Origin of the sequence: Halopseudomonas pertucinogena, from assembly GCF_014646575.1 — a bacterium.
Lineage (GTDB): Bacteria > Pseudomonadota > Gammaproteobacteria > Pseudomonadales > Pseudomonadaceae > Halopseudomonas > Halopseudomonas pertucinogena.
Genome location: NZ_BMNN01000002.1, coordinates 283,213 through 305,866, shown reverse-complemented (window position 1 = coordinate 305,866; position 22,654 = coordinate 283,213). Strand labels below are relative to the sequence as shown.

The 22,654-nt window shown below is 63.3% G+C and carries 23 protein-coding genes; 8 read left to right on the top strand and 15 right to left on the bottom strand.

Going from position 1 to position 22,654, the window contains the following annotated elements:
* Positions 1-91 precede the first annotated feature (91 nt).
* Complete coding sequence (locus tag IEW63_RS06570) at positions 92-1,882, top strand: hybrid sensor histidine kinase/response regulator (RefSeq protein ID WP_188635809.1); 1,791 nt, start codon at positions 92-94, stop codon at positions 1,880-1,882.
* Here IEW63_RS06570 and IEW63_RS06565 read toward each other — a convergent pair.
* From IEW63_RS06565 to ccoN, 13 genes are all read right to left on the bottom strand, one after another.
* Positions 1,872-2,516 carry a response regulator gene (locus IEW63_RS06565; RefSeq protein WP_188635808.1) on the bottom strand — a complete coding sequence of 215 codons (645 nt, stop codon included), beginning with the start codon at positions 2,514-2,516 and terminating at the stop codon, positions 1,872-1,874. The genes IEW63_RS06570 and IEW63_RS06565 overlap by 11 nt on opposite strands.
* Positions 2,517-2,601: 85 nt before the next feature.
* On the bottom strand, positions 2,602-3,801 hold the full coding sequence (locus IEW63_RS06560; RefSeq protein ID WP_188635807.1) for an MFS transporter: 1,200 nt from the start codon (positions 3,799-3,801) through the stop codon (positions 2,602-2,604).
* A 4-nt stretch (positions 3,802-3,805) separates the two neighbouring features.
* Positions 3,806-4,351 (bottom strand): adenine phosphoribosyltransferase, encoded by a 546-nt coding sequence (locus tag IEW63_RS06555; protein WP_188635806.1) that lies wholly within the window; start codon positions 4,349-4,351, stop codon positions 3,806-3,808.
* Between the two features lie 22 nt (positions 4,352-4,373).
* Positions 4,374-5,102: a fumarate/nitrate reduction transcriptional regulator Fnr gene (fnr, locus tag IEW63_RS06550; protein ID WP_188635805.1), complete on the bottom strand. Its 729-nt coding sequence runs from the start codon at positions 5,100-5,102 to the stop codon at positions 4,374-4,376.
* Positions 5,103-5,195: 93 nt separating this feature from the next.
* Positions 5,196-5,924, bottom strand: coding sequence for a sulfite exporter TauE/SafE family protein (locus tag IEW63_RS06545; RefSeq protein ID WP_188635804.1), 729 nt, complete (start codon positions 5,922-5,924; stop codon positions 5,196-5,198).
* A 2-nt stretch (positions 5,925-5,926) separates the two neighbouring features.
* Positions 5,927-6,151, bottom strand: a complete 225-nt coding sequence (gene ccoS / locus IEW63_RS06540; protein ID WP_188635803.1) for a cbb3-type cytochrome oxidase assembly protein CcoS — start codon at positions 6,149-6,151, stop codon at positions 5,927-5,929.
* Complete coding sequence (locus IEW63_RS06535; protein ID WP_188635802.1) at positions 6,148-8,601, bottom strand: heavy metal translocating P-type ATPase; 2,454 nt, start codon at positions 8,599-8,601, stop codon at positions 6,148-6,150. Before IEW63_RS06535 ends, ccoS begins: the two co-directional genes overlap by 4 nt.
* A gap of 3 nt (positions 8,602-8,604) precedes the next feature.
* The gene (locus IEW63_RS06530; RefSeq protein WP_188635801.1) at positions 8,605-9,120 is read right to left on the bottom strand and encodes a FixH family protein; all 516 of its coding nucleotides are present in this window, start codon (positions 9,118-9,120) and stop codon (positions 8,605-8,607) included.
* A gap of 3 nt (positions 9,121-9,123) precedes the next feature.
* Positions 9,124-10,536, bottom strand: a complete 1,413-nt coding sequence (gene ccoG, locus IEW63_RS06525) for a cytochrome c oxidase accessory protein CcoG (protein WP_188635800.1) — start codon at positions 10,534-10,536, stop codon at positions 9,124-9,126.
* Between the two features lie 138 nt (positions 10,537-10,674).
* Positions 10,675-11,562: a cytochrome-c oxidase, cbb3-type subunit III gene (gene ccoP / locus IEW63_RS06520; protein ID WP_188635799.1), complete on the bottom strand. Its 888-nt coding sequence runs from the start codon at positions 11,560-11,562 to the stop codon at positions 10,675-10,677.
* Positions 11,559-11,747, bottom strand: coding sequence for a cbb3-type cytochrome oxidase subunit 3 (locus IEW63_RS06515; RefSeq protein WP_188635798.1), 189 nt, complete (start codon positions 11,745-11,747; stop codon positions 11,559-11,561). The genes ccoP and IEW63_RS06515 overlap by 4 nt, the downstream gene beginning before the upstream one ends.
* 6 nt (positions 11,748-11,753) lie before the next feature.
* On the bottom strand, positions 11,754-12,365 hold the full coding sequence (gene ccoO, locus IEW63_RS06510) for a cytochrome-c oxidase, cbb3-type subunit II (RefSeq protein WP_188635797.1): 612 nt from the start codon (positions 12,363-12,365) through the stop codon (positions 11,754-11,756).
* Between the two features lie 12 nt (positions 12,366-12,377).
* The gene (ccoN, locus tag IEW63_RS06505) at positions 12,378-13,805 is read right to left on the bottom strand and encodes a cytochrome-c oxidase, cbb3-type subunit I (RefSeq protein WP_188635796.1); all 1,428 of its coding nucleotides are present in this window, start codon (positions 13,803-13,805) and stop codon (positions 12,378-12,380) included.
* A gap of 415 nt (positions 13,806-14,220) precedes the next feature.
* On the opposite strand from ccoN, the gene IEW63_RS06500 reads away from it, so the two are divergent.
* Positions 14,221-14,862: an alpha/beta family hydrolase gene (locus IEW63_RS06500; RefSeq protein WP_229710368.1), complete on the top strand. Its 642-nt coding sequence runs from the start codon at positions 14,221-14,223 to the stop codon at positions 14,860-14,862.
* Here IEW63_RS06500 and IEW63_RS06495 read toward each other — a convergent pair.
* Positions 14,850-16,550, bottom strand: coding sequence for a methyl-accepting chemotaxis protein (locus tag IEW63_RS06495; protein ID WP_188635795.1), 1,701 nt, complete (start codon positions 16,548-16,550; stop codon positions 14,850-14,852). The genes IEW63_RS06500 and IEW63_RS06495 overlap by 13 nt on opposite strands.
* A gap of 228 nt (positions 16,551-16,778) precedes the next feature.
* Here IEW63_RS06495 and apbC point away from each other — a divergent pair, with 228 nt between their 5' ends.
* From apbC to IEW63_RS06465, 6 genes are all read left to right on the top strand, one after another.
* Positions 16,779-17,870 carry an iron-sulfur cluster carrier protein ApbC gene (gene apbC, locus IEW63_RS06490; RefSeq protein ID WP_188635794.1) on the top strand — a complete coding sequence of 364 codons (1,092 nt, stop codon included), beginning with the start codon at positions 16,779-16,781 and terminating at the stop codon, positions 17,868-17,870.
* 126 nt (positions 17,871-17,996) lie between these two features.
* On the top strand, positions 17,997-18,563 hold the full coding sequence (dcd, locus tag IEW63_RS06485; protein ID WP_188635793.1) for a dCTP deaminase: 567 nt from the start codon (positions 17,997-17,999) through the stop codon (positions 18,561-18,563).
* Between the two features lie 144 nt (positions 18,564-18,707).
* Positions 18,708-19,136 (top strand): universal stress protein, encoded by a 429-nt coding sequence (locus tag IEW63_RS06480; protein ID WP_188635792.1) that lies wholly within the window; start codon positions 18,708-18,710, stop codon positions 19,134-19,136.
* A 63-nt stretch (positions 19,137-19,199) separates the two neighbouring features.
* Positions 19,200-19,379 (top strand): CsbD family protein, encoded by a 180-nt coding sequence (locus IEW63_RS06475; protein WP_188635791.1) that lies wholly within the window; start codon positions 19,200-19,202, stop codon positions 19,377-19,379.
* A gap of 98 nt (positions 19,380-19,477) precedes the next feature.
* Positions 19,478-20,194, top strand: a complete 717-nt coding sequence (locus IEW63_RS06470) for a response regulator (RefSeq protein WP_188635790.1) — start codon at positions 19,478-19,480, stop codon at positions 20,192-20,194.
* Complete coding sequence (locus tag IEW63_RS06465) at positions 20,191-21,786, top strand: ATP-binding protein (RefSeq protein WP_188635789.1); 1,596 nt, start codon at positions 20,191-20,193, stop codon at positions 21,784-21,786. The genes IEW63_RS06470 and IEW63_RS06465 overlap by 4 nt, the downstream gene beginning before the upstream one ends.
* Before the next feature lie 25 nt (positions 21,787-21,811).
* Here the strand turns inward: IEW63_RS06465 and IEW63_RS06460 are convergent, their stop codons facing one another.
* Positions 21,812-22,432 carry a QsdR family transcriptional regulator gene (locus tag IEW63_RS06460; RefSeq protein ID WP_188635788.1) on the bottom strand — a complete coding sequence of 207 codons (621 nt, stop codon included), beginning with the start codon at positions 22,430-22,432 and terminating at the stop codon, positions 21,812-21,814.
* Positions 22,433-22,654: the final 222 nt, after the last annotated feature.

The window sequence follows — 22,654 nt, the reverse complement described above, 5'->3', positions numbered from 1 at the left end:
GCTGATGGCAGGGCATCAACAGCAGGGGTATGGCCCGGAAGGCATAAAGGGCGTAGGCTCTTGCCAAGCGCAGATCAGGGAAAATAACAACATGATTGATGCCGCCGCTGCCTCTCGGACCGACTCGCTGGATGAACCTGCACTGCTGGCGCAGCGCCACCGCCTCGGCCGCCTGCGGTTCACCCGGCTCGTCGAGCAGGATTTTCAGAATTACATGCACCGCAAGATGCGGGGCCGCCTGGTGCCGGTGGCGTTATCCAGCATCGGTTTCATGCTGCTGTTCTTCTGGGTGGATTACCGCTATCTGCCGCCGGAGATCCACGAGATCACCATACCCATCCGCACCGTGGTGCTGGTGCTGGTGGCCTTTTCACTGTGGTTCGTCAATCGCCCTGACCGGGTCAGCCCGCAGAAGGCCTTTGCCTTCGCGACCCTGGCCTACCTCTCCGTGGGTCTGGCCGTGGCGGTAATCATTCTGCTGTGCCGAACCGAGCCGTTGAGCGTGCCGGTTACCCACGACGGGCTGTATCTGGTACTGCTGTCCGGCACCTTCCTGCTCGGGCTGCCGGCGCGCCATTCGGTGTACTGCTCATGGGTCATCCTGCTGTGCTATCTGGCGGGCGAGATCGCGCTTGGTGCGCCACGGGAGATGATCATCAGCATCAGCCTGTACCTGTGCAGTTTCACCCTCATGGGCAGCGTGGTGGCCTATGCCTACGAATACATGCTGCGCCGGGCCTATCTCAACGAGGAACTGTTGCGCGCTGCCCATATGCGGGTGGAGCAGGAGAGCCAGAGCAAGACGCGCTTTCTGGCCACCGCCAGCCATGACCTGCGTCAGCCGCTGCACGCGATGTCGCTGTTCATCGAGCACCTGCAGGAAAAAGTGAGCGACGCCGAGGCCCGCAAGACGGTACAGCGACTGGCCGAGTCCTCCCAGCTGCTGCAGGCGATGCTCAACTCCCTGCTGGATATTTCGCGCCTGTCGGTCGGCATGGTGCGACCGCAGCTGCGGCATATCAACCTGCACGGCTGGCTCGCACGGCTGACCGGCACGCTGGAGAAGGCGGCCAGCGAAAAGGGCATCCGCCTGGAGCTGCAGTGCCCGCCGCGCTGCGCCGTGCAGACCGACCCGGTGCTGCTCGAGCGGCTGGTGCGCAACTACCTCAACAATGCGCTGATGCACTCGGAGGGCACCGCTGTGCTGGTGCGGGTTACCGAGCGGGAGGACCAGGCGCGTATCGAGGTCATCGACAACGGCTGCGGGCTGAGCATCGCCGATCAGCAGCGGATCTTCGAGGAGTTCACTCAGCTGCGCAACCCTGCCCGGACGCTGGAGAAGGGCGTGGGGCTGGGGCTGTCGATCTGTCGCCAGTTGCAGCATCTGCTGGAATACCCCTCCGGTGTCACCTCCGCACCCGGCAAAGGCGCCTGCTTCTGGGTGGAGGTGCCGCTGGGTCGCTGGCAGGCCGAGGCCGAGATGCCGCTGACCAGCCAGGGGGCGCCGCTCAGCGGGCGGGTAGTGCTGGTGGAGAACGATCTGGTCAACCGCGAAGCCATGGAGACGCTGCTGCGCCACTGGGGCCTGCAGGTGACCAGTCATGCCGAAGCCAGCTCGTTGCTGGAGCAGGGGCTGGAAAGCGGCACGGACCTGCTGCTCAGCGACTACCACCTGGAGGGCGAGATGAACGGTCTGGATCTGATCACCACGCTGCGTGAACGCGGGCTGTATGACGGGCCGGCGGCGCTGGTCACCGCCGATACCGCCAACACTCTCAGCGAGATCGCCAGACAGGCGGATGTACAGGTGATCTACAAGCCGGTGCTGCCGGCCCGTCTGCGGCGGGTGGTGCAGGGGCTGCTGGCGCCAGTCAGCTGCTGACCAGGCCCTTCTTGCGTGCGGTATTCACGCACTCGGTGCGGTTGTGGCAGCCCAGTGCGGCAAATACCGCCTTCAGGTGGGTTTTGACCGTATCCTCGGACAGCGACAGGCGCTGACAGATGACCTTGTTCGGCAGACCTTCGGCCAGCAGGTCGAGGATCTCCAGCTGTCGCGGGGTGATGCCGAACTCCCGGGCCAGCGTACGGCGGTCCACCTGCTGGCTCTCGTCGGCAATCAGCACCTGCTCACCGAACAGCAGTCGCAGCGCCGCGCTGATCAGCGTCGGGCCATCGGCGGTCTTGCTGATGAAACCCGCCGCGCCCTTGTTCAGGGCAGCCTCCATGTCGCTGGGGTTGTTGCTGCCGGTGAGGATGGCGACCGGGGTGAGCGAGTCCGCCGCCTGGAGCTTCTCCAGCAGATGCAGACCATTGCCATCGGGCAGGTGCAGGTCCAGCAGAACCAGATCATAGGTGTGCTGGCCAACCTGCTCCAGCGCCTCGCTGCTGGTGCGCGCATGGTCCAGGGTAATGCCCTGGCAGAGGTTGTTGAGTGTCAGGGTCAGCCCGTCGAGATAGATCTGATGGTCGTCGATCAGCAACAGGCGAGTGTCGGGGGGCAGGGTAGCGATGGGCATGCCGGGGTTCCTTGCATGTTGCATCCATGTGGATGTTTTTATTTGTTATGCCCGGATGATATGTAAGCCGGTGCGCCGAGTCCAGTTATTGGCGGCGGCGCAACCGGGTGATAAGTCCCAGATTGACGACCAGTATCGCCAGGCTGCCGCCGATCACCGCGCCCCAGCCCCCCGATCGCCAGAACGGTGAGAGATAGTAGATGCCCACCGCCGCCCCCAGATAGTAGAGCACCGAATACATCGAGGAGGCGCTGGCCTTGCCGTGGCTGGCATGCTGGTTGACCCAGCTGTTGGCCAGCGAATGGGTAAGGAAGAAGCCGAACGCATTGCAGACCAGTCCCGCGATGATCAGCCACAGCTGGTCGCTCAGGGTAACCAGGCACCCCAGCGCGAACAGCATCACGCCGAGCGCCATCCCCTGACATGCCCCCCACCGTGCGCTGACCCGACCGGACAGGCTGGCGGAAAAGGTACCGGCCAGATAGGTCAGAAACAGCATGCCCAGACTGGTGGCACCCAGCTGCCAGGGCGCCGCACTGAGACGGAAGGTGATGAAGGTGTACAGATTGATGAACACCATGAAGCTCAGGCCGCCGACCAGAAAGGCCGGCAGCAGCGCCGGGTTGCGCAGGTGGCTGGCGAAGGTGAGCAGACTGCCGGTCAGCGACAGCTTCTGCGGCTGGAAGGCCCGGGCCGGGGGCAGCAGCAGGAATACCAGCAGCGTACCCAGCAGACTGGCACCGCCGATGATGAAGAATACCGCATGCAGGCCAAGGTGATCGGCAATGAACCCGCCGAGCAGCCGCCCGCCGGCACCGCCCACGGTGTTGCCGCCGATGTACAGTCCCACCGCACTGATCAGTGCGGTGCGCTGCATGCTGTCGCCGAGGTAGGCGATGGCGGTGGCCGGCAGCACGCCCAGGGCGATGCCGAGCAGGGCGCGCAGGACGATCAGCGCGGTGAAGTTGTCCACCAGAGCCATGGCCAGGGTCAGCAGGCTGGTCGCCGTCATGCCGATGATCAGCGGGGCGCGACGACCAAAGGCGTCGGACAATGGGCCCAGCACCAGCAGCGACAGGCCCAGCGTCAGACTGGTCAGGGTAAAGGCATTACTCGCCTGCAGCGTGCTGACCTGATAATGCGCCGAGATCAGCGGCAGCAGCGGGTGGATGGCGTACAGATTGCCGAAGATCACCAGCGAGGCAATTACCAGCGCCAGGCTGGCCCGCCGAAACTCCGGCGTGCCCCGTCCGATGAGTCCGGCAGCAGGGGCTGCGCCGCTCATGCGGTCACTCGTTCTCTGCGAAGGCGCACAGGGTGAAGGTGGCTATCCCCGATTCCTGCATCAGACGGCTGCCGCCAAGGTCAGGCAGATCGATGATGGCGGCGGCCTCGTAGATTTCACCACCGAGCTGGTCGACCAGCTGCGCGGCGGCAATGAAGGTGCCGCCGGTGGCGATCAGATCATCCACCAGCAGTACCTGGGCGCCGGCGGACAGTGCATCGCGGTGGATCTCGATACGGGCTTCGCCGTATTCGGTGTTGTAACTGGCGCTGATGCAGTCGGCCGGCAGCTTGCCCGCCTTGCGGAACAGGATCAGCGGCTTGTTCAGCTCGTAGGCCAGCACCGAGCCGAGCAGAAAGCCACGGGCGTCAATGGCGCCGATGTGGGTCACCGGGGATTCCACATAACGCTGGATCATGCTGTCGGTCACCATGCGTACGGCGCGCGGCGACTGATAGAGCGGAGTGATGTCACGGAAGGTCACGCCCTCCCTCGGGAAGCCTGGAACCGGGCGGATGAGGGATTTGATCGTGAACTCGTCGAATATCATGGGATGGAATTCCTGAAGTGGATTACTCGTTCTGGCCGCCAGCCAGCGCGCACAATTGAATATAGTCGGTGATCTCGATCTGCTTGCCGTCGGCGGTGATCAATCCCTGCTGCTGGAAGCGGGTGAATACCCGGGACACCGTTTCCACCGCCAGGCCGAGATAATTGCCGATCTCGTTGCGGGACATGGCCAGGCGGAAGGATCGGGCCGAGTAGCCGCGGGCGCGGAAGCGTGCGGACAGGTTGATCAGCAGGGTGGCAATGCGCTCGTCGGCATTCTTGCGCGACAGCAGCAGCATCATTTCCTGGTCCTCGCGCAGCTCCCGGCTCATCAGCCGCATCAGCTGCTTGCGCAGCTGCGGCAGTACCGCGGTCAATTCGTCCAGATTGTCGAAGGGAATCTCGCACACCGAGGTGGTTTCCAGCGCGACGGCGGAAACGGTATGAGAACCCGAGTCCATGCCGGACATGCCGATCAGCTCACCGGCCAGGTGAAACCCGGTGATCTGCTCATCGCCATTGTCGGACAGGCTGTAGGTCTTGATTGCTCCGGTACGCAGCGCGTAGATCGAGGTGAACTCCTCGCCCTGACGAAACAGCACATCGCCGCGGCGCAGCGGGCGACCGCGCTTGACGATGCGGTCGAGCGCATCCATTTCATCGGCGTGCAGGGCAATCGGCAGACACATGCAAGCCAGGCTGCAATCCTTGCAGTGCGCTTCTCGCTGAAGCAGGGGAATGGCGTTGGACATGGTAACTCGAATCCTCGTTGGCGACGGACTGACCTGCGCGTGGATCGCCCCGTTGGGGCGGAACGTCCGGCGATTCTAGCACGGGCCAGCCGCTCAATGCTCGGCGTGCGTGCCGCTCTGGGCATGATGCCCGTGATGGCCGCCCCAGATCCAGGCGGTGTGGGGCCCGGGGATGGTCCAGATGCCGAACAGGATGATCAGCAGGCCGGCGGTCACCCGTACCGCTCGCCGGCGCAGCATGGCCATCATCCGGTTGGCCAGCAGCCCGGTTGCCAGCAGGGTAGGCAGCGTACCCAGGCCGAAGGCAGCCATCAGCGCGGCTGACAACCCAGCATCGCCCTGGCTGCTGGCCCAGACCAGGATGCTGTACACCAGCCCGCATGGCAGCCAGCCCCACAGCGTGCCGAGCAGCACCGCCTGGGGCAGTCGGGTGACCGGCAGCAACCGGCGGGCGCGGGGCTCGATGTGCTGCCACAGTCCACGCCCCAGACGCTCGATACGCGTCAGGCCGGACCACCAGTTGGCCAGATACAAGCCCATGGCAATCATCAGCAGGCCGGCCAGAACCCGCAGGCCGCTGCCCAGCCCGAGGTCCTGGATCAGCCAGCCCAGGCTTCCCAGCAGCGCACCGGCAAGGGTGTAACTGGCAATGCGTCCGGCGTTGTAGCCAAGCAACACCCGCCATAATGGCCAGCCGTGGCGCTGGTCGGCAGGAATGGCCATGGTCAGGGCTCCCATCAGACCACCGCACATGCCGATGCAATGCCCGCCGCCGAGCAGGCCCAGCGCCAGCGCCGTGAAAAACAGGGGCAGCAGTTCCATGCTCAGCGGGGGTCGTCCGTCTTCTGTTCCGGCTGTTCGACAGCGGACGGCTTTGCAGCAGCTTCATCGGAGGTGGGCGGCAGCGGTTCCTCGTCATCGAACAGGATGCTGTGCGCTGGGCCGTCCAGATCGTCGTACTGACCACTGTTCACGGCCCAGTTGAACACCACGATGGCAATGGCCACCAGCACGATCGCCACGGGGATGAGAATGTAGAGTACGGTCATGCGGGCTGCTCCTGTAAGGGGGCGCCGGGGGCCGGCTGCCGGTGGCGCGGCAGCCGGGTCAGGCGCAGGGCATTGAGTACCACCAGCAGCGAACTGGCGGACATGCCGGCCGCAGCAATGGCCGGGGTTACCAGGCCGATGGCGGCCAGCGGCAGTATCCCGAAATTATAGGCGCTGGCCCAGAACAGATTCTGGATCATGATCCGCCGGGTGCGTCCGGCGACGTCGAAGGCCTCGTTGATCGCTTCCAGGCGGCTGCCCAGCAGCACCGCATCGGCGCTGGTCTTGGCCAGGTCGGAAGCCTCGCCCATGGCGATGGAGATGTCGGCACTGGCCAGTACCGGCACGTCATTGACCCCATCGCCAAGCATCAGTACCCGGGCCCCCTCGGCCTGCAACTGCTGCACGAATGCCAGCTTGTCGTCGGGGGCGGCATTGCCGATGGCCTCATCGATAGCCAGCTGGGCGGCCATCCGCTCGACCACCGGCGCATGGTCCCCGGACAGCAGTACGATGCGCATGCCACGGCGCCTGAGCGAGTTGATCAGCTCGCCGGCGTCCCGGCGCAACCGGTCATTGAGAACGAACCAGGCAATCGGGCCCGACGCGTCGCCCAGCAGCAACCACTGCCCGGGGGCGGAGGGCACCTCCGGAGCGGTCCACTCACCCAGTTCGGCGACGAAGCCGGGCTTGCCGATGCGCAGCAGGCGCCCGTCGCAGCGGCCTTCCATGCCGTGACCGGGGTGGTTGACCACATCCTGCGCCTGGCTGGCGCTGCGGCCGAAGGCGCGGGCGATGGGGTGCTCCGAGCAGGACTCGATCATCCGTGCGTGCTGCAGGGCCAGGTCGCCATCCTGCCCGGGGAAAGGCTCGACGCGCTCAAGGGTCATGCGGCCTTCGGTCAGGGTGCCGGTCTTGTCCAGCACCACGGTATCTATCTTGTTCAGCACCTCAAGCACGTGACCACGGGTGATCAGCAGGCCCAGCTTGTGAAGACTGCCGGTGGCGGTGGTCAGCGCGGTGGGCGTGGCCAGTGAGAGGGCGCAGGGGCAGGCCGCCACCAGCATGGCGATGATGATCCAGAAGGCGCGATCGCCACTGACCAGCCACCACCAGAGGCCGCCGACCACGACGATAGACAGCAACACACCGAGCAGGAAGTACTGGGCCACCTGGTCGGCCAGCCGCGCCAGCCGGGGTTTATCGGACTGGGCACGGTCCAGCAGGCGCACGATGGCGGACAGGCGAGTCTGTTCGCCCACGGCCCTGACCTCGATCTGCAGGGGCCCTTCGACGTTCAGCGTGCCGGCGGTGACCCGGTCCCCGGGGCGCTTGGCCAGCGGCAGATACTCGCCGGAGAGGGCTGATTCGTCGATGCTGCTGACCCCGGTGATGATCACACCGTCTGCAGGAATGCTCTCGCCGGGCTTGACCTCCAGCCGGTCGCCCTGACGTACCTCGTCGAGCATGATCCGCTGGGTCTGGCCATTTTCGTCGATGCGCAGGGTGCTGGGCGGCAACAGGTTGACCAGTCGGGCGGTGCTTTCCACCGTGCGCTGTCGCGCCCGCCGTTCCAGATAGCGCCCGGCAAGCAGGAAGAAGGCAAACATCACCACCGAGTCGAAATAGATCTCGCCCGAGTCGGTGAGAATGGCCCAGATGCCGGCCAGGTAGGTCGCACCGATGGCCAGTGACACCGATACGTCCATGCTCAGCCGACGGTTCTTCAGGTCGCGCCAGGCGCCGGTGAAGAACGGGATGCAGCTGTACAGGACCACCGGCGTGGTCAGCAGCAGAGCGGTCCAGCGCAGGGTGATGGCCATCTCGGGGGTGACGTCCCGGTTGAATCCATCCCACAGCGCCATGGTCGCCATCATCACCTGCATGAACATCAGGCCGGCCAGGCCGAGGCGGCGGAGATAGCGGCGGTTCTCGGCGGCAATCTGTGCGCTGGCCTGATCCGGCTCGTAGGGATGGCCGACATAACCGATGCGTTTGATTTCCGCCAGCAGCGCGGAGAGCCGGGTGAGGCTGCGATCCCAGCTCAGACTGAGGCGATTGTTGCCCAGGTTCAGGCTGGCCTCGACCACGCCGGGAGCCTGCCTGAGCCGGCGTTCGATCAGCCAGCCGCAGGCCGCGCAGTTGATGCCTTCGATCAGCAGCTGAATGCTCTGACGGTCACCCTCGCTCTGCACGTAACGCTCCTGCACATCACTGCGATCGAGCATTTCCAGCTCGTCCTGAAGTGTGCGAGGCAGGGCTTCGGGATTCACCGAGTGCTCGGTGCGGTGGCTGTAGTAGGACGCCAGGCCGCCTGCAACGATGGCCTCGGCCACCGCCTGACAGCCGGGGCAGCACATGTCCCGCTGCTCGCCGAGGATGGTCACGCACCAGCGCGAACCGGCCGGAACCGGTTCGCCGCAGTGGTAGCAGGGCAGGGGCTGGGTCATGGATCAGTCAGCGCTGAGCTGATGCTGCTGTCCCATCTGCAGCGTGACTTCACCGGTGAGGCGCCAGCCATCCTGACCGGGCAGGAGAGGGTCGCTCAGGTCGATGTAGTGGCGGCCCTGGATGGTGAAATCCAGTTCACCGGTGTACTGGTTGCCGGAGATGTGGCGCAACATGACGCTGCGGTCGCGCTCGGCATGGGTAGGCGACATGATATCCATCAGCAGCTGTTCGGGCAGCGGCTCGAGGTTGCCGTCCAGCTGCAGCGTCATGCCGCCGGTCAGCTCGTCGATGGTGAAGCTGGCGGACAGGTCCAGTTCCCTGGCCATCTGATCCCGGCCCAGGTGCATGTTGATGGCGCGACCTTCCTTGTAATAGTTGTCGCGCACCATGCTGTCGGGGTTGAGCAGGGACACCCACAGCAGTCCCATGCCGATGACCACGGCAAATACCAGGATGCCGATCAGGAACCAGGGCCAGAACTGCTTGTACCAGGGGGGTATGTTGTTGTCTTGCTGCATGGATTACCTCAGGCTGGGGCCCATGAACCGGCTTTCGGCGGTGGCCGAAATGCTCTCGTCATCTGCCGCTGTAACAGTAAAGGTGATGGGCATGTTGGTACCCTGCATGTAAGCGGGATCCAGCTGGACGTTGACCGGCACCTGCAACAGGCTGCTGGGCTCAACGGTCAGGCGATTGGCCTGAATCTCCAGGCTCAGCTCCGGGTGGCCGTCCACCGTCAGGTTGAACGTCCGCGGCTGCTGACCCTTGTTCATGACCTTGATTATGTACACGTTTTCGATATTGCCGCCACGCGCTTCGCGATACAGGACATTTCGGTCGCGCTGGATGTCCAGGCTGACCTGGGCCATGTTGCCCAGGGTGAAGATGAACATGGCGATCATGATCAGCAGGGCAGCGCCGTAGCCGATCAGGCGCGGCCGCAGAATGCGAGTCTTCTTGCCGGCCATGTTCTGCTCGGTGGTATAGCGGATCAGACCGCGCTCGTAACCCATCTTGTCCATGACCTCGTCACAGGCATCGATACAGGCAGCGCACTGGATGCACTCATGCTGCAGGCCGTCGCGGATGTCGATGCCGGTGGGGCAGACCTGCACGCACATGGTGCAGTCGGTGCAGTCGCCCAGGCCCAGCTCCGCCGGGTCCACGCCCTTCTTGCGCGGGCCGCGGTTTTCGCCACGGTTGTAATCGTAGGTCACCACCATGGTGTCCTTGTCGAACATCACGCTCTGGAAGCGTGCGTAGGGGCACATGTAGAAGCACACCTGCTCGCGCAGCCAGCCGGCGTTGATATAGGTCGCAGCGGTGAAGAAGAAAATCCAGAACGCCGCCCAGCCGTTCAGGTCGAAGGTGACCAGGTCCACCAGCAGGCCGCGGATGGGGGTGAAATAGCCGACGAAGGTGAGGGCGGTGATCAGCGAGACGCCGACCCAGAGCGCATGTTTGGCGCTGCGCCGCATGAATTTATTGAGGCTCATGGGGGCGGCATCCAGTTTGATGCGCGCGTTGCGCTCACCCTCGGTAATGCGCTCGGCCCACATGAAGATCCAGGTCCAGACCGTCTGCGGGCAGGTATAGCCGCACCAGATCCGCCCGGCGAAGGTGGTGATGAAGAACAGGCCGAAGGCGCAGATGATCAGCAGGAACGACAGCAGGAAGAAGTCCTGCGGCTGGAAGGTCGCGCCGAAGATGTGGAACTGGCGGGCAGGCAGGTCCCACAGGACTGCCTGGCGCCCATCCACGTTCAGCCACGCGGTGCCGAAGAACAGGAGGAACAGAAACGTCACACCAGCGAGACGGATGTTCTTGAAGAACCCCTTGTACGAGCGCGTGTGGATGGCTTCGCGCTTGGCGTACAGATCGATCGTCTCGATCTTCTCGGTAGTGACATCTTTGACGGGAATCTTATCGCTCATTTCAGGCTGCCATATAGTTTTAGGAGGGAAGGCCTGGCCATGGCAGGTCAGACAATGGCGGCAGCCATAACGGGCTCCGCCCGATCAGCATACGCTGACCGGGCGGAGCGAACCATGCGACACAGGGTCGCGCGGGTGTTACTCGTCTTCCAGCGAGAGGCTGTAGACGTAGGCAGCAAGCATGTGCAGCTTGTCCTCACCCAGGTGAGCCTGTGACGGCATGTTACCGTTACGGCCGGCGCGGATGCTGTGCGACACCTGCAGCATGCTGGAGCCGTACAGCCAGACGTCGTCGGTCAGGTTCGGCGCGCCCAGCAGGTGGTTGCCCTTGCCGTCCGGGCCGTGACAGGCCACGCAGTTGGTAGCGAATACCTCTCTGCCTGCCTCAATGTCCACACCCTCGGTTTCCAGGCCGGACAGGCTGCGTACATAACCGGCGGTGTTGCGCACGCCTTCCTCACCGATCACCGGCAGCCAGGCCGCCATGGTGGCCTGACGGCCCTGACGCAGGGTGGTCAGGATCTGCTCGGGCTCGCCGCCCCACAACCAGTCGTCGTCGGTCAGGTTGGGGAAGCCGAAGGAGCCCTGGGCGTCGGAGCCATGACAGACGGAGCAGTTGGTGGCGAACAGACGCTGACCGATACGGCGTGCCTCTTCGTCACGGGCCACTTCCTCGATGGGTAGGTCGCGGTACTTGGCGAAGATCGGCTCGAAACGGGTTTCGGCGCGCTCGACCTCACGCTCGTACTGGTTGACCTGGGTCCAGCCCAGCACACCCGGGAACCGGCCCATGCCCGGATACAGGATCAGGTAGATGACGGTGAACACCAGGGTGCCGACAAACAGCATGAACCACCAGCGGGGCAGGGGGTTGTCATACTCTTCAATGCCGTCATACGCGTGACCGGTGGTCTGGCTGGTCTGGTCGGGACGCTGACCCCTGCGGGTAGCGAACAGCAGCCAGGTGATCAGAACCAGGAAGACAACGGTGAGTACGATGATGTACCAATGCCAGAAATCACTCATTTTTCATTACTCCGGGTATCTTTCTGCTCACGCGTTGCCTTGTCTTTATCGTCGTCGGCGAAGGGAAGTTGGGCGGCTTCGTCAAAATCCTTCTTCTTGTATGAGCTGTAGGCCCATATCACGATGCCGATAAATGCCACCATCGCGAAGATGGTGGCTATGCCGCGGAGAGTATTGATGTCCATGTTTGCTTACCGGCGGTCAGAGATGACGGTGCCAAGGTGCTGCAGATAGGCAATCAGCGCGTCCATCTCGCTCACGCCACGTACGGCCTCGCGGGCACCTGCAATGTCATCATCGGTGTACGGAACGCCCAGATTGCGCAGGACTTCCATCTTCCGGGCTGTGTTCTTGCCATCCAGGACGTTCTCCTGCAGCCAGGGGTAGGAGGGCATCTTGGACTCGGGCACCACGTCACGCGGGTTGATCAGGTGGGCGCGGTGCCAGTCATCGGAGTAACGCTCGCCGACGCGGGCCAGGTCCGGACCGGTACGCTTGGAGCCCCACAGGAAGGGGTGCTCCCAGACGCTTTCACCGGCTACGGAATAATGACCATAACGCTCGGTCTCGGAGCGGAACGGGCGGATCATCTGCGAGTGGCAGCTCACGCAGCCTTCGCGGATATAGATGTCGCGGCCTTCCAGTTCCACCGCGGTGTAGGGCCGCAGGCCCTCCACCGGCTGGGTGGTCTCGTCCTGGAAGAACAGCGGGACGATCTGGGTCAGGCCACCGAAGCTGATCGCAACCACGATCAGCACGATCATCAGGCCTATGTTCTTTTCAACGATATCGTGTTGTTTCATCGATCATAATCCTCAGGCGATCTGGGCAGCAGCTTGCGCTTCAGCCGGCTTGGAGGCCCGGATGGTGCGCCAGGAGTTGTAGCCCATCAGCAGCATGCCGGCCACGAAGAACAGGCCACCGATCATGCGGACGATGAAGCCCGGGTGGCTGGCTTCCAGCGCCTCGACGAAGGAGTAGGTCAGGGTGCCGTCGATGTTCACTGCACGCCACATCAGGCCCTGGGTAATGCCGTTGACCCACATGGAAACGATGTAAAGAACGGTACCGATGGTGGCGAGCCAGAAGTGCGCGTTGATCAGGCCGATGCTGTACATCTGCTCGCGGCCGAAGGCCTTGGGCAGCATGTGGTAGATGGCACCGATGGAGATCATGGCAACCCAGCCCAGTGCGCCGGCGTGTACGTGGCCGATGGTCCAGTCGGTGTAGTGCGACAGGGCGTTGACGGTCTTGATCGCCATCATCGGGCCTTCGAAGGTGGACATGCCGTAGAACGCCAGGGACACCACCAGGAAGCGCAGGATCGGGTCGGTGCGCAGTTTGTGCCAGGCGCCGGACAGGGTCATCATCCCGTTGATCATGCCACCCCAGCTCGGAGCCAGCAGGATCAGCGACATCACCATGCCCAGGGTCTGCGCCCAGTCAGGCAGCGCGGTGTAGTGCAGGTGGTGCGGGCCGGCCCAGATGTACAGGCCGATCAGCGCCCAGAAGTGGACGATCGACAGGCGATAGGAGTACACCGGACGCTCGGTCTGCTTGGGCACGAAATAGTACATCATGCCCAGGAAGCCGGCGGTCAGGAAGAAACCTACGGCGTTGTGGCCGTACCACCACTGGATCATCGCATCGGTGGCGCCGGCGTACATGGAGTACGACTTGAACAGGCTGACCGGCATCGCCATGTTGTTGACGATGTGCAGCACGGCGATGGTGATGATGAACGCGCCGTAGAACCAGTTGGCGACGTAGATGTGCTTCATCTTGCGCTTGGCGATGGTGCCGAAGAACACCGTGGCATAGGCTACCCAGACGGCCGTGATCAGGATGTCGATCGGCCATTCGAGCTCCGCGTATTCCTTGGTGGACGTCATGCCGAGCGGAAGCGTGATGATCGCGAGCAGGATAACCGCCTGCCAGCCCCAGAACACGAACGCAGCCATGTTGTCCGACATCAGGCGGGCCTGTGTCGTGCGCTGCACCACGTAGAACGACGTACCCATCAGGGCGCATCCGCCGAAGGCGAAGATGACCAGGTTGGTGTGCAACGGACGCAGGCGTCCGAAGCTGGTCCAGGGCAGGTCGAAGTTGAGTGCAGGCCAGACCAGCTGGGCTGCGATAAAGACACCTAGAGCCATACCGATGATACCCCAGACGACCGTCATGACGGCGAACTGACGTACCACCTTGTAGTTATAGGCTGTCGGAGTGGTAGCTGTGCTCATGCGAGATTCCCACGGATAGCGAAGGTTAATAGGTGGTCAAAGCGCGCGCAGTATGAGAAAAGACCCCACTGTTTGCAATGACTCATGTCAATGTAATGGCCGGCAAAGGGTTGGACGACGGAGGTGGCTGCGAGAAATCTACTTGCAGGGGAAAGGTTGCGCCGGTAGAACTGTCGGCTACAACAGCTCCGTGGCTGTTTCCGTACGGCCTCCCCATGGGCCGGCTTACCGATGCATGCAAGGATAAGCCTCAGGCTCCTGACTGTGAAGAGCAGGCACTGTGAACGGCTGTGACATGATGTCGCACTTGCCCTGGATCAAGGCCTGCGGAAAATTCCTGTTGTACCCGTTGCGGGCTGGGGAAGCCATCGAAGTGGCGATATCCTAGGGACCACCGATTTCGCCTGGAGTTGCAGTGATACAGGATTTTCTCGAAACCCGGCCTGACGGAACGGCGCGGGCCACATTGCTGCTGGCCCACGGCGCGGGCGCGCCGATGGACAGCGATTTCATGAACCTGCTCGCGACGGCGCTCGCCCGGCGGGGCATCCGCGTGCTGCGCTTCGAGTTTCCCTACATGGCCCAGCGCCGAGAAGGTGGCAGCAAACGCCCACCCAATCCGATGCCGGTGCTGCGTGCGCATTTTCTCGAGCGGTATGCATCGCTGGGCGAGCCGGCGTTCATCGGCGGCAAGTCCATGGGCGGGCGTGTCGCCAGTATGGTGGCCGATGAGTTGGACGCGTTGGGTGTGCTCTGCTTCGGCTATCCTTTCCATCCGCCCGGCAGGCCGGAGCGTACCCGTACCGGGCATCTGGCCGGGCTGGTCAGGCCGGGGCTGGTGGTGCAGGGCACCCGTGATCCCTTCGGTAAGCCGGAGGAGGTCGCCGGCTATGATCTGTCAGCGCAGCTGCGGGTGCACTGGCTGGAATCGGGAGATCATGATTTCAAACCGCTCAGACGCACGGGCCTGACCCAGGCGCAGCTGGTGGAGCAGGCCGCTGATGCGGCCTGTCGCTTCATGATGGGCCTGACTCCCGGCGCGCCTCAGAGCTGCTGAATCAGTGCCTGGGGCAGGATGCCGGCGCTCAGGCTGCCCCAGTGGCGTCCGTTGACCATCAGGGGCACGAACTGCACGAAGATCACCGTATCCGTGCCGGGCAGAACGAAGGTCCCCAGGCTCACGTACTTGCACTTGTTGAGGTTCTCCAGCTCGACCTTGCTGGGCACGACGAAGCGCTTGTAGTTGCTCTTCACCGCATCCACCTTGGGGTCGCCGGTGGGCGGCTGGGAGGCAGCGGTGCGGGCTACCGGCAGGTAGCCGTGGTCGTCGACCGGTGCGATGTAGAGGATGCCGTCCTTGCCCTGGTGATCCCACTTGTCCAGCAGCGGCTGGATCCGCGGACGGCAGGCATCGGCCCAGCTGACGTCATGCTTGGGCGGGTTGGTGTTGGGGATCGGGGTATAGCGCCGGTCGAATATGTCCACGCCGCTGGCGGCCAGGGCTTCCAGTTCGCGTTCCACCGCAGCGCGGTACTCCATCAGTCTGTCGGTCACCGCCTCCATCTGGCCATTGCCCAGACGGAACAGGCTGAGGGTCTGCAGGGCCAGGTTGCTGTCATCGCGCTGACGGTCGGCCAGCGCGAAGTTCTGCTCCATGTTGGCGCTGATGCTGCGGCTGCTGTCACGGATGGCGATACTGTGCTGGTGGGTCTCCTGGTTGCCGACCGCCAGCTCCTCCAGCGCGCTGCTGACCATCAGCAGGTCGTCGTTGGTGTGCTGGAAATCCTCGACCATCTGGCCGAACTGGTCCGCGGCGCCACGCACCGCCTCGCCGGCTTCCTCGGATTGCTGGCGCATCTGCCGGGACTGCTGTTCTGCCCCGGTCATGGCGCCGAGCATCTGCTCCATCAGCTCGCCGATCTGATCCGCTGCGGTGCCGACCTGGATGGACAGGCTGCGCACCTCATCGGCCACCACCGCAAAGCCCCGACCCTGTTCACCGGCGCGGGCGGCTTCGATGGCCGCGTTGAGTGCCAGCATGTTGGTCTGGGCGGAGAAATTCTGCACCGTGGTGAGGATCTTCATGATCTGCCCGGAGCTGGCATCCAGCGCCTCCATGTTGCCCTGGAAGCCGTGCATTACCTGACTGATCTGCTGCATGTGGTCGCAGGCTTCGGTCAGGCGGATCTGCGAGGAGCGGGCCGCATCGAGGTTGCGGGCGGTCATGCCCGAGATATTGCTGGTCCGGGCGCTGATGTCCTGCAACGCGCTGCTGGTCTGGTCACTGGCCTGGAAGATCAGCTCTGACAGGTTCTGCTGGGCTCGGGCGGCCTGCTCGGTGCGCTCGGCGAGCACGCGGTTCTTCGCCGAGTCCACGGCGATGCGCAGGTTCTGCTGTTGCAGTCCGAGCAGCATGTCCCGCAGGCGGTCGCTGAAGGCGACGAAGTCCGGATCGCTCTGTTCGGGGCCCGCCGGTGGCGAAAGGTCGACCTGCAGTGCGTCGGCTCCGCTGAACCGGTGCCGCAGAGCGCTGGTTCCGGCAGCGGACTGCTGGGTCAGCTGCCAGGCCAGGAACAGTGCAATGGTCCCCAGCCCGAGCCCGAGTGCACGGGTCCAGGTGTCGCCGGCCCAGAGCAGCAGACCGGTGAGGATCAGGATGCCCAGCGTGACGGCCAATTGATTGGCCCGGCCGCCATCGACAGACGCTGCCGCTGCGGGGGAGGGGGGTGTCAACGTATCCTGCATGGCGATTCCCTCAGTGCTCGCAATTCGAGCCGTGTTTTTATCCTTGGACGTGCTTCCACGCCTGGTAGCTTATCGGCATTGTCGCGCCATACTGTAGAGGCTGACTGAAAACTTTTGTTATCCATGCCCCTGCGGTCCGCATGCGCTTACGGGTCACGGGCCGTGGCATGGTCAATTCTCCAACCAGGCATTAGCATGTCGGGGTTTTCAGCTTAAGTGGATGGATTTATGACCGCGATCGACCGTTCCGCCGTAGAACAGGCCCTGGCCCGTTACCAGGACCCCTACCTCAAGACCGACCTGCTCAGTGCCGGTTGTCTGCAATCGCTGGATATCGACGGCGGGCGTGTAAGCGCGCAGCTGACGCTGGGTTATGCGGCGGGGAACATCGTTCGCGGGATCGAGCAGATGCTGACCGTGGCTGTGGAGGACGTGGCCGGTGTCGACAGCGCGACGGTCAGGGTGGATTGGACCGTTCGTGCTGCGCCTACCCAGGGCGGCGTGCCCGGGCTGGCCAACGTGAAGAACATCATTGCCGTGGCCTCCGGCAAGGGCGGTGTGGGCAAGTCCACCACCTCGGTGAACCTGGCGCTGGCACTGGCCGGAGAAGGCGCGCGGGTAGGGGTGCTGGACGCGGACATCTACGGACCCAGCATGGGGTTGATGCTGGGTGTGCCGGAAGGCACCCGGCCGGAGGTGCGTGACGAAAAGTGGTTCGTGCCGCCCCGGGCGCACGGCGTGCAGGTGATGACCATGGCCTTCCTGGCGGGGGACAAGACGCCCATGGCCTGGCGTGGACCGATGGTGTCCGGCGCGCTGATGCAGCTGCTGACCCAGACCGCCTGGGATGATCTGGACTATCTGGTGGTGGACATGCCGCCGGGAACCGGCGATATCCAGCTGACCCTGGCCCAGAAGGCGCCGGTGACCGGCTCGGTCATCGTCACCACCCCGCAGGACATCGCTCTGCTGGACGCGCGCAAGGGCATCGAGATGTTCCGCAAGGTGAACATTCCGGTGGTGGGTGTGGTGGAGAACATGGCGGTGCACGTGTGTTCGAATTGCGGGCATGCCGAACACCTGTTCGGCGAGGGTGGCGGCGTTCGCCTGTCCGAGGAATACGGTGTCGAGCTGCTGGGCTCCATGCCGCTGTCGATGATGATCCGCGAACAGGCCGACGGCGGCAGGCCCACCGTGATCGCCGAGCCGGAAAGTCAGATCAGCCTGCTGTATCAGGACATGGCCCGCCATGTGGCGGCGCGCCTGGCCAGCGGTGCCGGGCAATCCGGCGTACCGAACATCAGCATCAGCGACGACTGATCAACTCCTTGCAACAGGCCTGCGATTCACAGGCCTGTTCCGCCACCATCCGCCCGGGCTTCAGTGCGCGCTGAATAACCGGTAATATGCAGCCCTCTTTTCAACCCCTTGAATCAGGATTCACCCATGACTATCAAATCGGATCGCTGGATACGTCAGATGTCGCAGGAACACGGCATGATCGAACCTTTCGTCGAGCGTCAGGTGCGCGGCGCGGAAGGGGAGCGGGTGATTTCCTATGGGGTCTCCAGCTACGGCTACGATGTGCGCTGTGCGGACGAGTTCAAGGTGTTTACCAACATCCACTCGGCCACCGTCGACCCCAAGCACTTTGACGAGAAGAGCTTCGTCGATATCAAGAGCGACGTCTGCATCATCCCGCCGAATTCCTTTGCCCTGGCCCGCACTGTCGAGTACTTCCGCATCCCGCGCAATGTCCTGACCATCTGCCTGGGCAAGAGCACCTATGCCCGTTGCGGTATCATCGTCAACGTGACGCCGCTGGAGCCCGAGTGGGAAGGGCACGTTACTCTCGAGTTCTCCAATACCACCACGCTGCCGGCGAAGATCTACGCCAACGAAGGCGTGGCGCAGATGCTGTTCTTCGAATCCGACGAGCAGTGTGAGGTTTCCTACAAGGACCGTGGCGGCAAATACCAGGGGCAGCGCGGCGTTACCCTGCCGCGCGCCTGAGCAGATGGCTGTTCCCTTTGGCAGTTGATGGCGCTGGCACCTTCGGGGTAGCAGCAATGCTGCGTCCGGTTGATGCAGATCATGTGCATCGAAGCGCAGAGCGGCTATGCTCTGAATGAAATCAACGAGAAAAAGGGAATAGCTATGCAGAATGTACTGGTTCCATTTGACGGATCGGCATCGGCCAAGCGTGCGATCGAGTATCTGGTCGAGTTCTCACGGGTTTTCCCCAATATCCAGGTTCACGTGCTGAACGTGCAGCGTGAGCCGAACCTGTACGGCAACTATGTGCCGGCGACCATGCTCAACGACCTGCGCAATGGCGCGATCAACCATGCGAAGAAACTGAACGCTGACGCGGCGCGGATGCTGGACGCGGCGGGCATCAGTTACGAACTGCACGAGGTGGTCGGTGATGTGGTGACCGAAGTGGTCGCGGCGGTCAAGCGGCTGGGCTGCAACACGGTGGTCATGGGTACGAGAGGCATGAGCAGCCTGGGTAACCTGGTGATGGGGTCGGTGGCCACCCGTGTGGTGCACGAGGTGCCGGTGCCGGTGTTGCTGGTCAAATAAATTGCAACGTTTCCCGCTTCGCCCGGTCAGAAGTCATGTAGCAGACAACAAGAGGCGAACACCATGGGTAGCACCAAAGACAAGGTAAAAGGCAAGGCCAACGAGGTTGTCGGCAAGGCCAAGCAGGCGAGCGACAAGCCGAGTACCCGCGCTGAAGGTCGTATGCAGGAGCGCAAGGGCGAAGCTCAGCAGCTCAAGGGCAAGGTCAAGGACAACATCAAGGATCGGGTCGACAGGACCTGATCCTGTTCAGCAACGAAAGGCCGGCGATTTGCCGGCCTTTTCATTTTCGGATGATACAATCTGCAGCTCCGCTCCGGCAGTAACCCAAGGGTAACGGAATGCATGCAGAGAACGAACGAATCGTCATAGTTGAAGATGATGCCCGACTGGCCGCCCTGATCGGGGAGTACCTCCGGTCCCAGGGCCTGACAGTCGATCTGATCGAAGATGGCCGCCAGGCCATCGAGAGCATCCTGGCCAATCCGCCGTCGCTGGTGGTGCTTGATCTCATGTTGCCGGGTGTCGACGGGCTGACCGTCTGCCGGCGGTTGCGCGAGAGCGGCTTTGCCCGGCCGATCCTCATGCTGACCGCCCGCAGCGATGACCAGGACCATATCAAGGGGTTGGAGCTGGGCGCTGACGATTTTGTCAACAAGCCGGTCCGACCACAGGTTCTGCTGGCGCGCATTCGCGCGCTGCTGCGCAGGACCGAGTCGGAGAACGGGGCGCGCGCGGCCTCGCGGTTGACCTTCGGCTCGCTGGTGATCGACAACTCCCGTCGCGAGGCCTGGCTGGACGGGCAGCTCATCGATCTGACCGGTGCCGAGTTCGATCTGTTGTGGCTGCTGGCCAGCAACGCCGGCCGCATTCTCAGTCGGGAGGAGACATTCGTCGCTCTGCGCGGTATCGAGTATGACGGTCAGGACCGCTCCATCGATGTGCGCATCTCCCGTATCCGCCCGAAGATCGGAGACGATCCGGACATGCCCAGGCTTATCAAGACCGTCCGCAGCAAGGGCTACCTGTTCGTCGCGCCGGAGCCCGACGCTCAGTGAATTCCATATTCCTGCGCATCTACGGCGGCATGCTGCTGGTGCTGGTCGCCGTGCTGCTGCTGGCGATGCTGGTGATCCACCAGATCAACGGCATCCGCGCCGAGGATTACCGCGAGCGGATCGCCAGCGGTACCTTCCGGCTGATGGCAGACAATCTGCAGCCCATGGATGCCTTCGAGCGGCGCCAGGTGATGAATGTCTGGCAGCGGTTGCTAGGCGTGCCGCTGGAAATGCACAACCTGTCGGATCTGGCGCTGGAATCGGCCTACTGGTCCAGGCTGCTCCACGGGGCGGTGCTGGTGCGTCCCACCGAGGACGGTGAAGTCCGCGTGATGGCCATGGTCGACCCGCGGCAGGAGCTGGTACTGGTTGCCGATATCCAGCGGGTCTCCGAGCAGCTGGGCCGCGCTACGCTGTTCCTCATCGCCGATGAGCTGGTACGCCATCCCGAAGGAGACATGCCTGCGCGGCTACAGCAGCTGCGCAGGGAGAAGGGCTTCGGCTATCCATTGCAGCTCATACGGGTGCGTGAATCGGGGCTCGATTCCGACCAGCTGCGCCGTCTCGACGAAATCGATACCGTCATGGCGCTGGGGCCGCGGGGCGACTCCATCCTGCTGTACCTGAAGATTCCGGGCACCGAGTGGATCCTGCAGCTCGGCCCGCTCTTCCAGATGAGCCTGTATCCGCCACAGCTGCTACTGGTCATCGGACTGCTGGCCCTGATGCTCACCGGCCTGCTGATCTACCTGCTGGTGAGACAGCTGGAACAGCGCCTGATGGTGCTGGAGACCGCAGCGGTCAATATCAGCAACGGCAATCTGGATTATCGAGTGGACATTGATAGTCCCGACTCGGTCGGACGGCTGGCGCGGGCGTTCAATGACATGGCCGGGCACATCCAGCGGCTGATGCGTATCCAGCGCGAAACCCTGGGTGCTGTCTCCCATGAGCTTCGCACGCCGGTAGCACGGCTGCGCTTCGGCCTTGAAATGCTCGACACCGCCGAGGGCCCGGAAGACCGTCAGCGTTTCATTGAGGGCATGGACGGGGACCTGAACGAACTGGACCGGCTGGTGGATGAGATTCTCACCTATGCCCGTCTGGAGCAGGGCGCGCCGGCCATTACCATGAAAGGCACCAACGTGCCGCGCATGGTCGAGCAGGTGATTGCCGAACTGGCGCCGCTCAACGCCTCGATCACGCTGCACCATATCGACCAGTCCTGGGGGCTGGGGCGGCATGTGGATGCCGAGCCGCGCTACCTGCAACGGGCGATCACCAACCTGATCAGCAATGCAATGCGCCACGCCAGCGCCGAGGTGAGGATAACCACGCGCATCCAGCACGGCATGGTGCGGATATCGGTGGAGGATGACGGCCCCGGCATCCCGGAGGCCTACCGTGAACGGATATTCACCCCTTTCATGCGCATGGATGTCAGCCGGACGCGGGCGTCAGGCGGATACGGGCTGGGCCTGTCCATCGTGCGGAGGGTCATGTTCTGGCACGGCGGTCGGGCCCGGGCCGAGCATTCGCAGGCGCTGGGTGGGGCCTGCTTCATCATGGAATGGCCGCTGCGCCGGCGTTGAGCAGGCCGGCGCAACGGTACGCTGGTCAGCGGCTGTGGCCGTTGACCAGCAGGCGGAAGGCCTGGCCGGCCCGTTCCGGTTCAGGCGTGCGACCGCAGATGAGGTCGCAGTAGACCGCCCCTTCACCTATGCGGATGATGTAATAGGCCAGGCTGTTGGCGTCCATCTCCGGATTGATGCGTCCGGCCGAGATCTCTTCCTGAAACAGTGCTTCCCACTCGTCGATCAGCCGCTTCTGCAGGCCGGACACATTGGAGGTCAGCAGCTGAAGCCCCCACTGCGGCTCGGAGGCGAGGAAGTCGTGCATGGGCTTGGCATTGATCAGCTGCAGATTGACTTCATCATAGATCTGCCCGAGAAACTCGATGCCCCGCTCGGGGTGGTCCGCCTTGGCCTTCTCGATGACCTGATCGTAGATCCCCTTGTACAGTGACCAGAGAATCTCACCCATGAGCAGGTCCTTGTTGCCCACCCAGCGCATCAGCGTCGCGCGGCCGATGCCCAGTTCTTCGGCCAGCTGGGAGAGGTTCAACCTGCGGCCTTCCAACCACCAGCGCCGCGCCATGCGGAAGGCAGTGAGGGGAGTGGCTCGCTCGTCAGCCTGACGCTGGGAAAGGGCCATGGAGAGGGGGGTCTGAGTGCTCATTGGATAAACGCCTTTAGCATTTTGTATTTCTTGTCGCCTATAGTAGCGAAATGATACCGAGGTTAAAAGTGTCCCGTGCGTGATATTGCAGGAACGACTGATCGGTCAGCGCGGGAGTTTAACCGGCGAGGCAGAAATGTAAACAGCGAAGCGGCAGAAGCGGTTGCCCAGACGCAAACCGGCCACCCAGAGGTGGCCGGTTCGACTCAGGTCATGAAGCGA

Bases quoted from the DNA above. Each gene is read 5' to 3' on its own strand.
- IEW63_RS06570 (WP_188635809.1), top strand. From the start codon at position 92: ATGATTGATGCCGCCGCTGCCTCTCGGACCGACTCGCTGGATGAACCT.
- IEW63_RS06565 (WP_188635808.1), bottom strand. From the start codon at position 2,516: ATGCCCATCGCTACCCTGCCCCCCGACACTCGCCTGTTGCTGATCGAC.
- IEW63_RS06560 (WP_188635807.1), bottom strand. From the start codon at position 3,801: ATGAGCGGCGCAGCCCCTGCTGCCGGACTCATCGGACGGGGCACGCCG.
- IEW63_RS06555 (WP_188635806.1), bottom strand. From the start codon at position 4,351: ATGATATTCGACGAGTTCACGATCAAATCCCTCATCCGCCCGGTTCCA.
- fnr (WP_188635805.1), bottom strand. From the start codon at position 5,102: ATGTCCAACGCCATTCCCCTGCTTCAGCGAGAAGCGCACTGCAAGGAT.
- IEW63_RS06545 (WP_188635804.1), bottom strand. From the start codon at position 5,924: ATGGAACTGCTGCCCCTGTTTTTCACGGCGCTGGCGCTGGGCCTGCTC.
- ccoS (WP_188635803.1), bottom strand. From the start codon at position 6,151: ATGACCGTACTCTACATTCTCATCCCCGTGGCGATCGTGCTGGTGGCC.
- IEW63_RS06535 (WP_188635802.1), bottom strand. From the start codon at position 8,601: ATGACCCAGCCCCTGCCCTGCTACCACTGCGGCGAACCGGTTCCGGCC.
- IEW63_RS06530 (WP_188635801.1), bottom strand. From the start codon at position 9,120: ATGCAGCAAGACAACAACATACCCCCCTGGTACAAGCAGTTCTGGCCC.
- ccoG (WP_188635800.1), bottom strand. From the start codon at position 10,536: ATGAGCGATAAGATTCCCGTCAAAGATGTCACTACCGAGAAGATCGAG.
- ccoP (WP_188635799.1), bottom strand. From the start codon at position 11,562: ATGAGTGATTTCTGGCATTGGTACATCATCGTACTCACCGTTGTCTTC.
- IEW63_RS06515 (WP_188635798.1), bottom strand. From the start codon at position 11,747: ATGGACATCAATACTCTCCGCGGCATAGCCACCATCTTCGCGATGGTG.
- ccoO (WP_188635797.1), bottom strand. From the start codon at position 12,365: ATGAAACAACACGATATCGTTGAAAAGAACATAGGCCTGATGATCGTG.
- ccoN (WP_188635796.1), bottom strand. From the start codon at position 13,805: ATGAGCACAGCTACCACTCCGACAGCCTATAACTACAAGGTGGTACGT.
- IEW63_RS06495 (WP_188635795.1), bottom strand. From the start codon at position 16,550: ATGCAGGATACGTTGACACCCCCCTCCCCCGCAGCGGCAGCGTCTGTC.
- apbC (WP_188635794.1), top strand. From the start codon at position 16,779: ATGACCGCGATCGACCGTTCCGCCGTAGAACAGGCCCTGGCCCGTTAC.
- dcd (WP_188635793.1), top strand. From the start codon at position 17,997: ATGACTATCAAATCGGATCGCTGGATACGTCAGATGTCGCAGGAACAC.
- IEW63_RS06480 (WP_188635792.1), top strand. From the start codon at position 18,708: ATGCAGAATGTACTGGTTCCATTTGACGGATCGGCATCGGCCAAGCGT.
- IEW63_RS06475 (WP_188635791.1), top strand. From the start codon at position 19,200: ATGGGTAGCACCAAAGACAAGGTAAAAGGCAAGGCCAACGAGGTTGTC.
- IEW63_RS06470 (WP_188635790.1), top strand. From the start codon at position 19,478: ATGCATGCAGAGAACGAACGAATCGTCATAGTTGAAGATGATGCCCGA.
- IEW63_RS06460 (WP_188635788.1), bottom strand. From the start codon at position 22,432: ATGAGCACTCAGACCCCCCTCTCCATGGCCCTTTCCCAGCGTCAGGCT.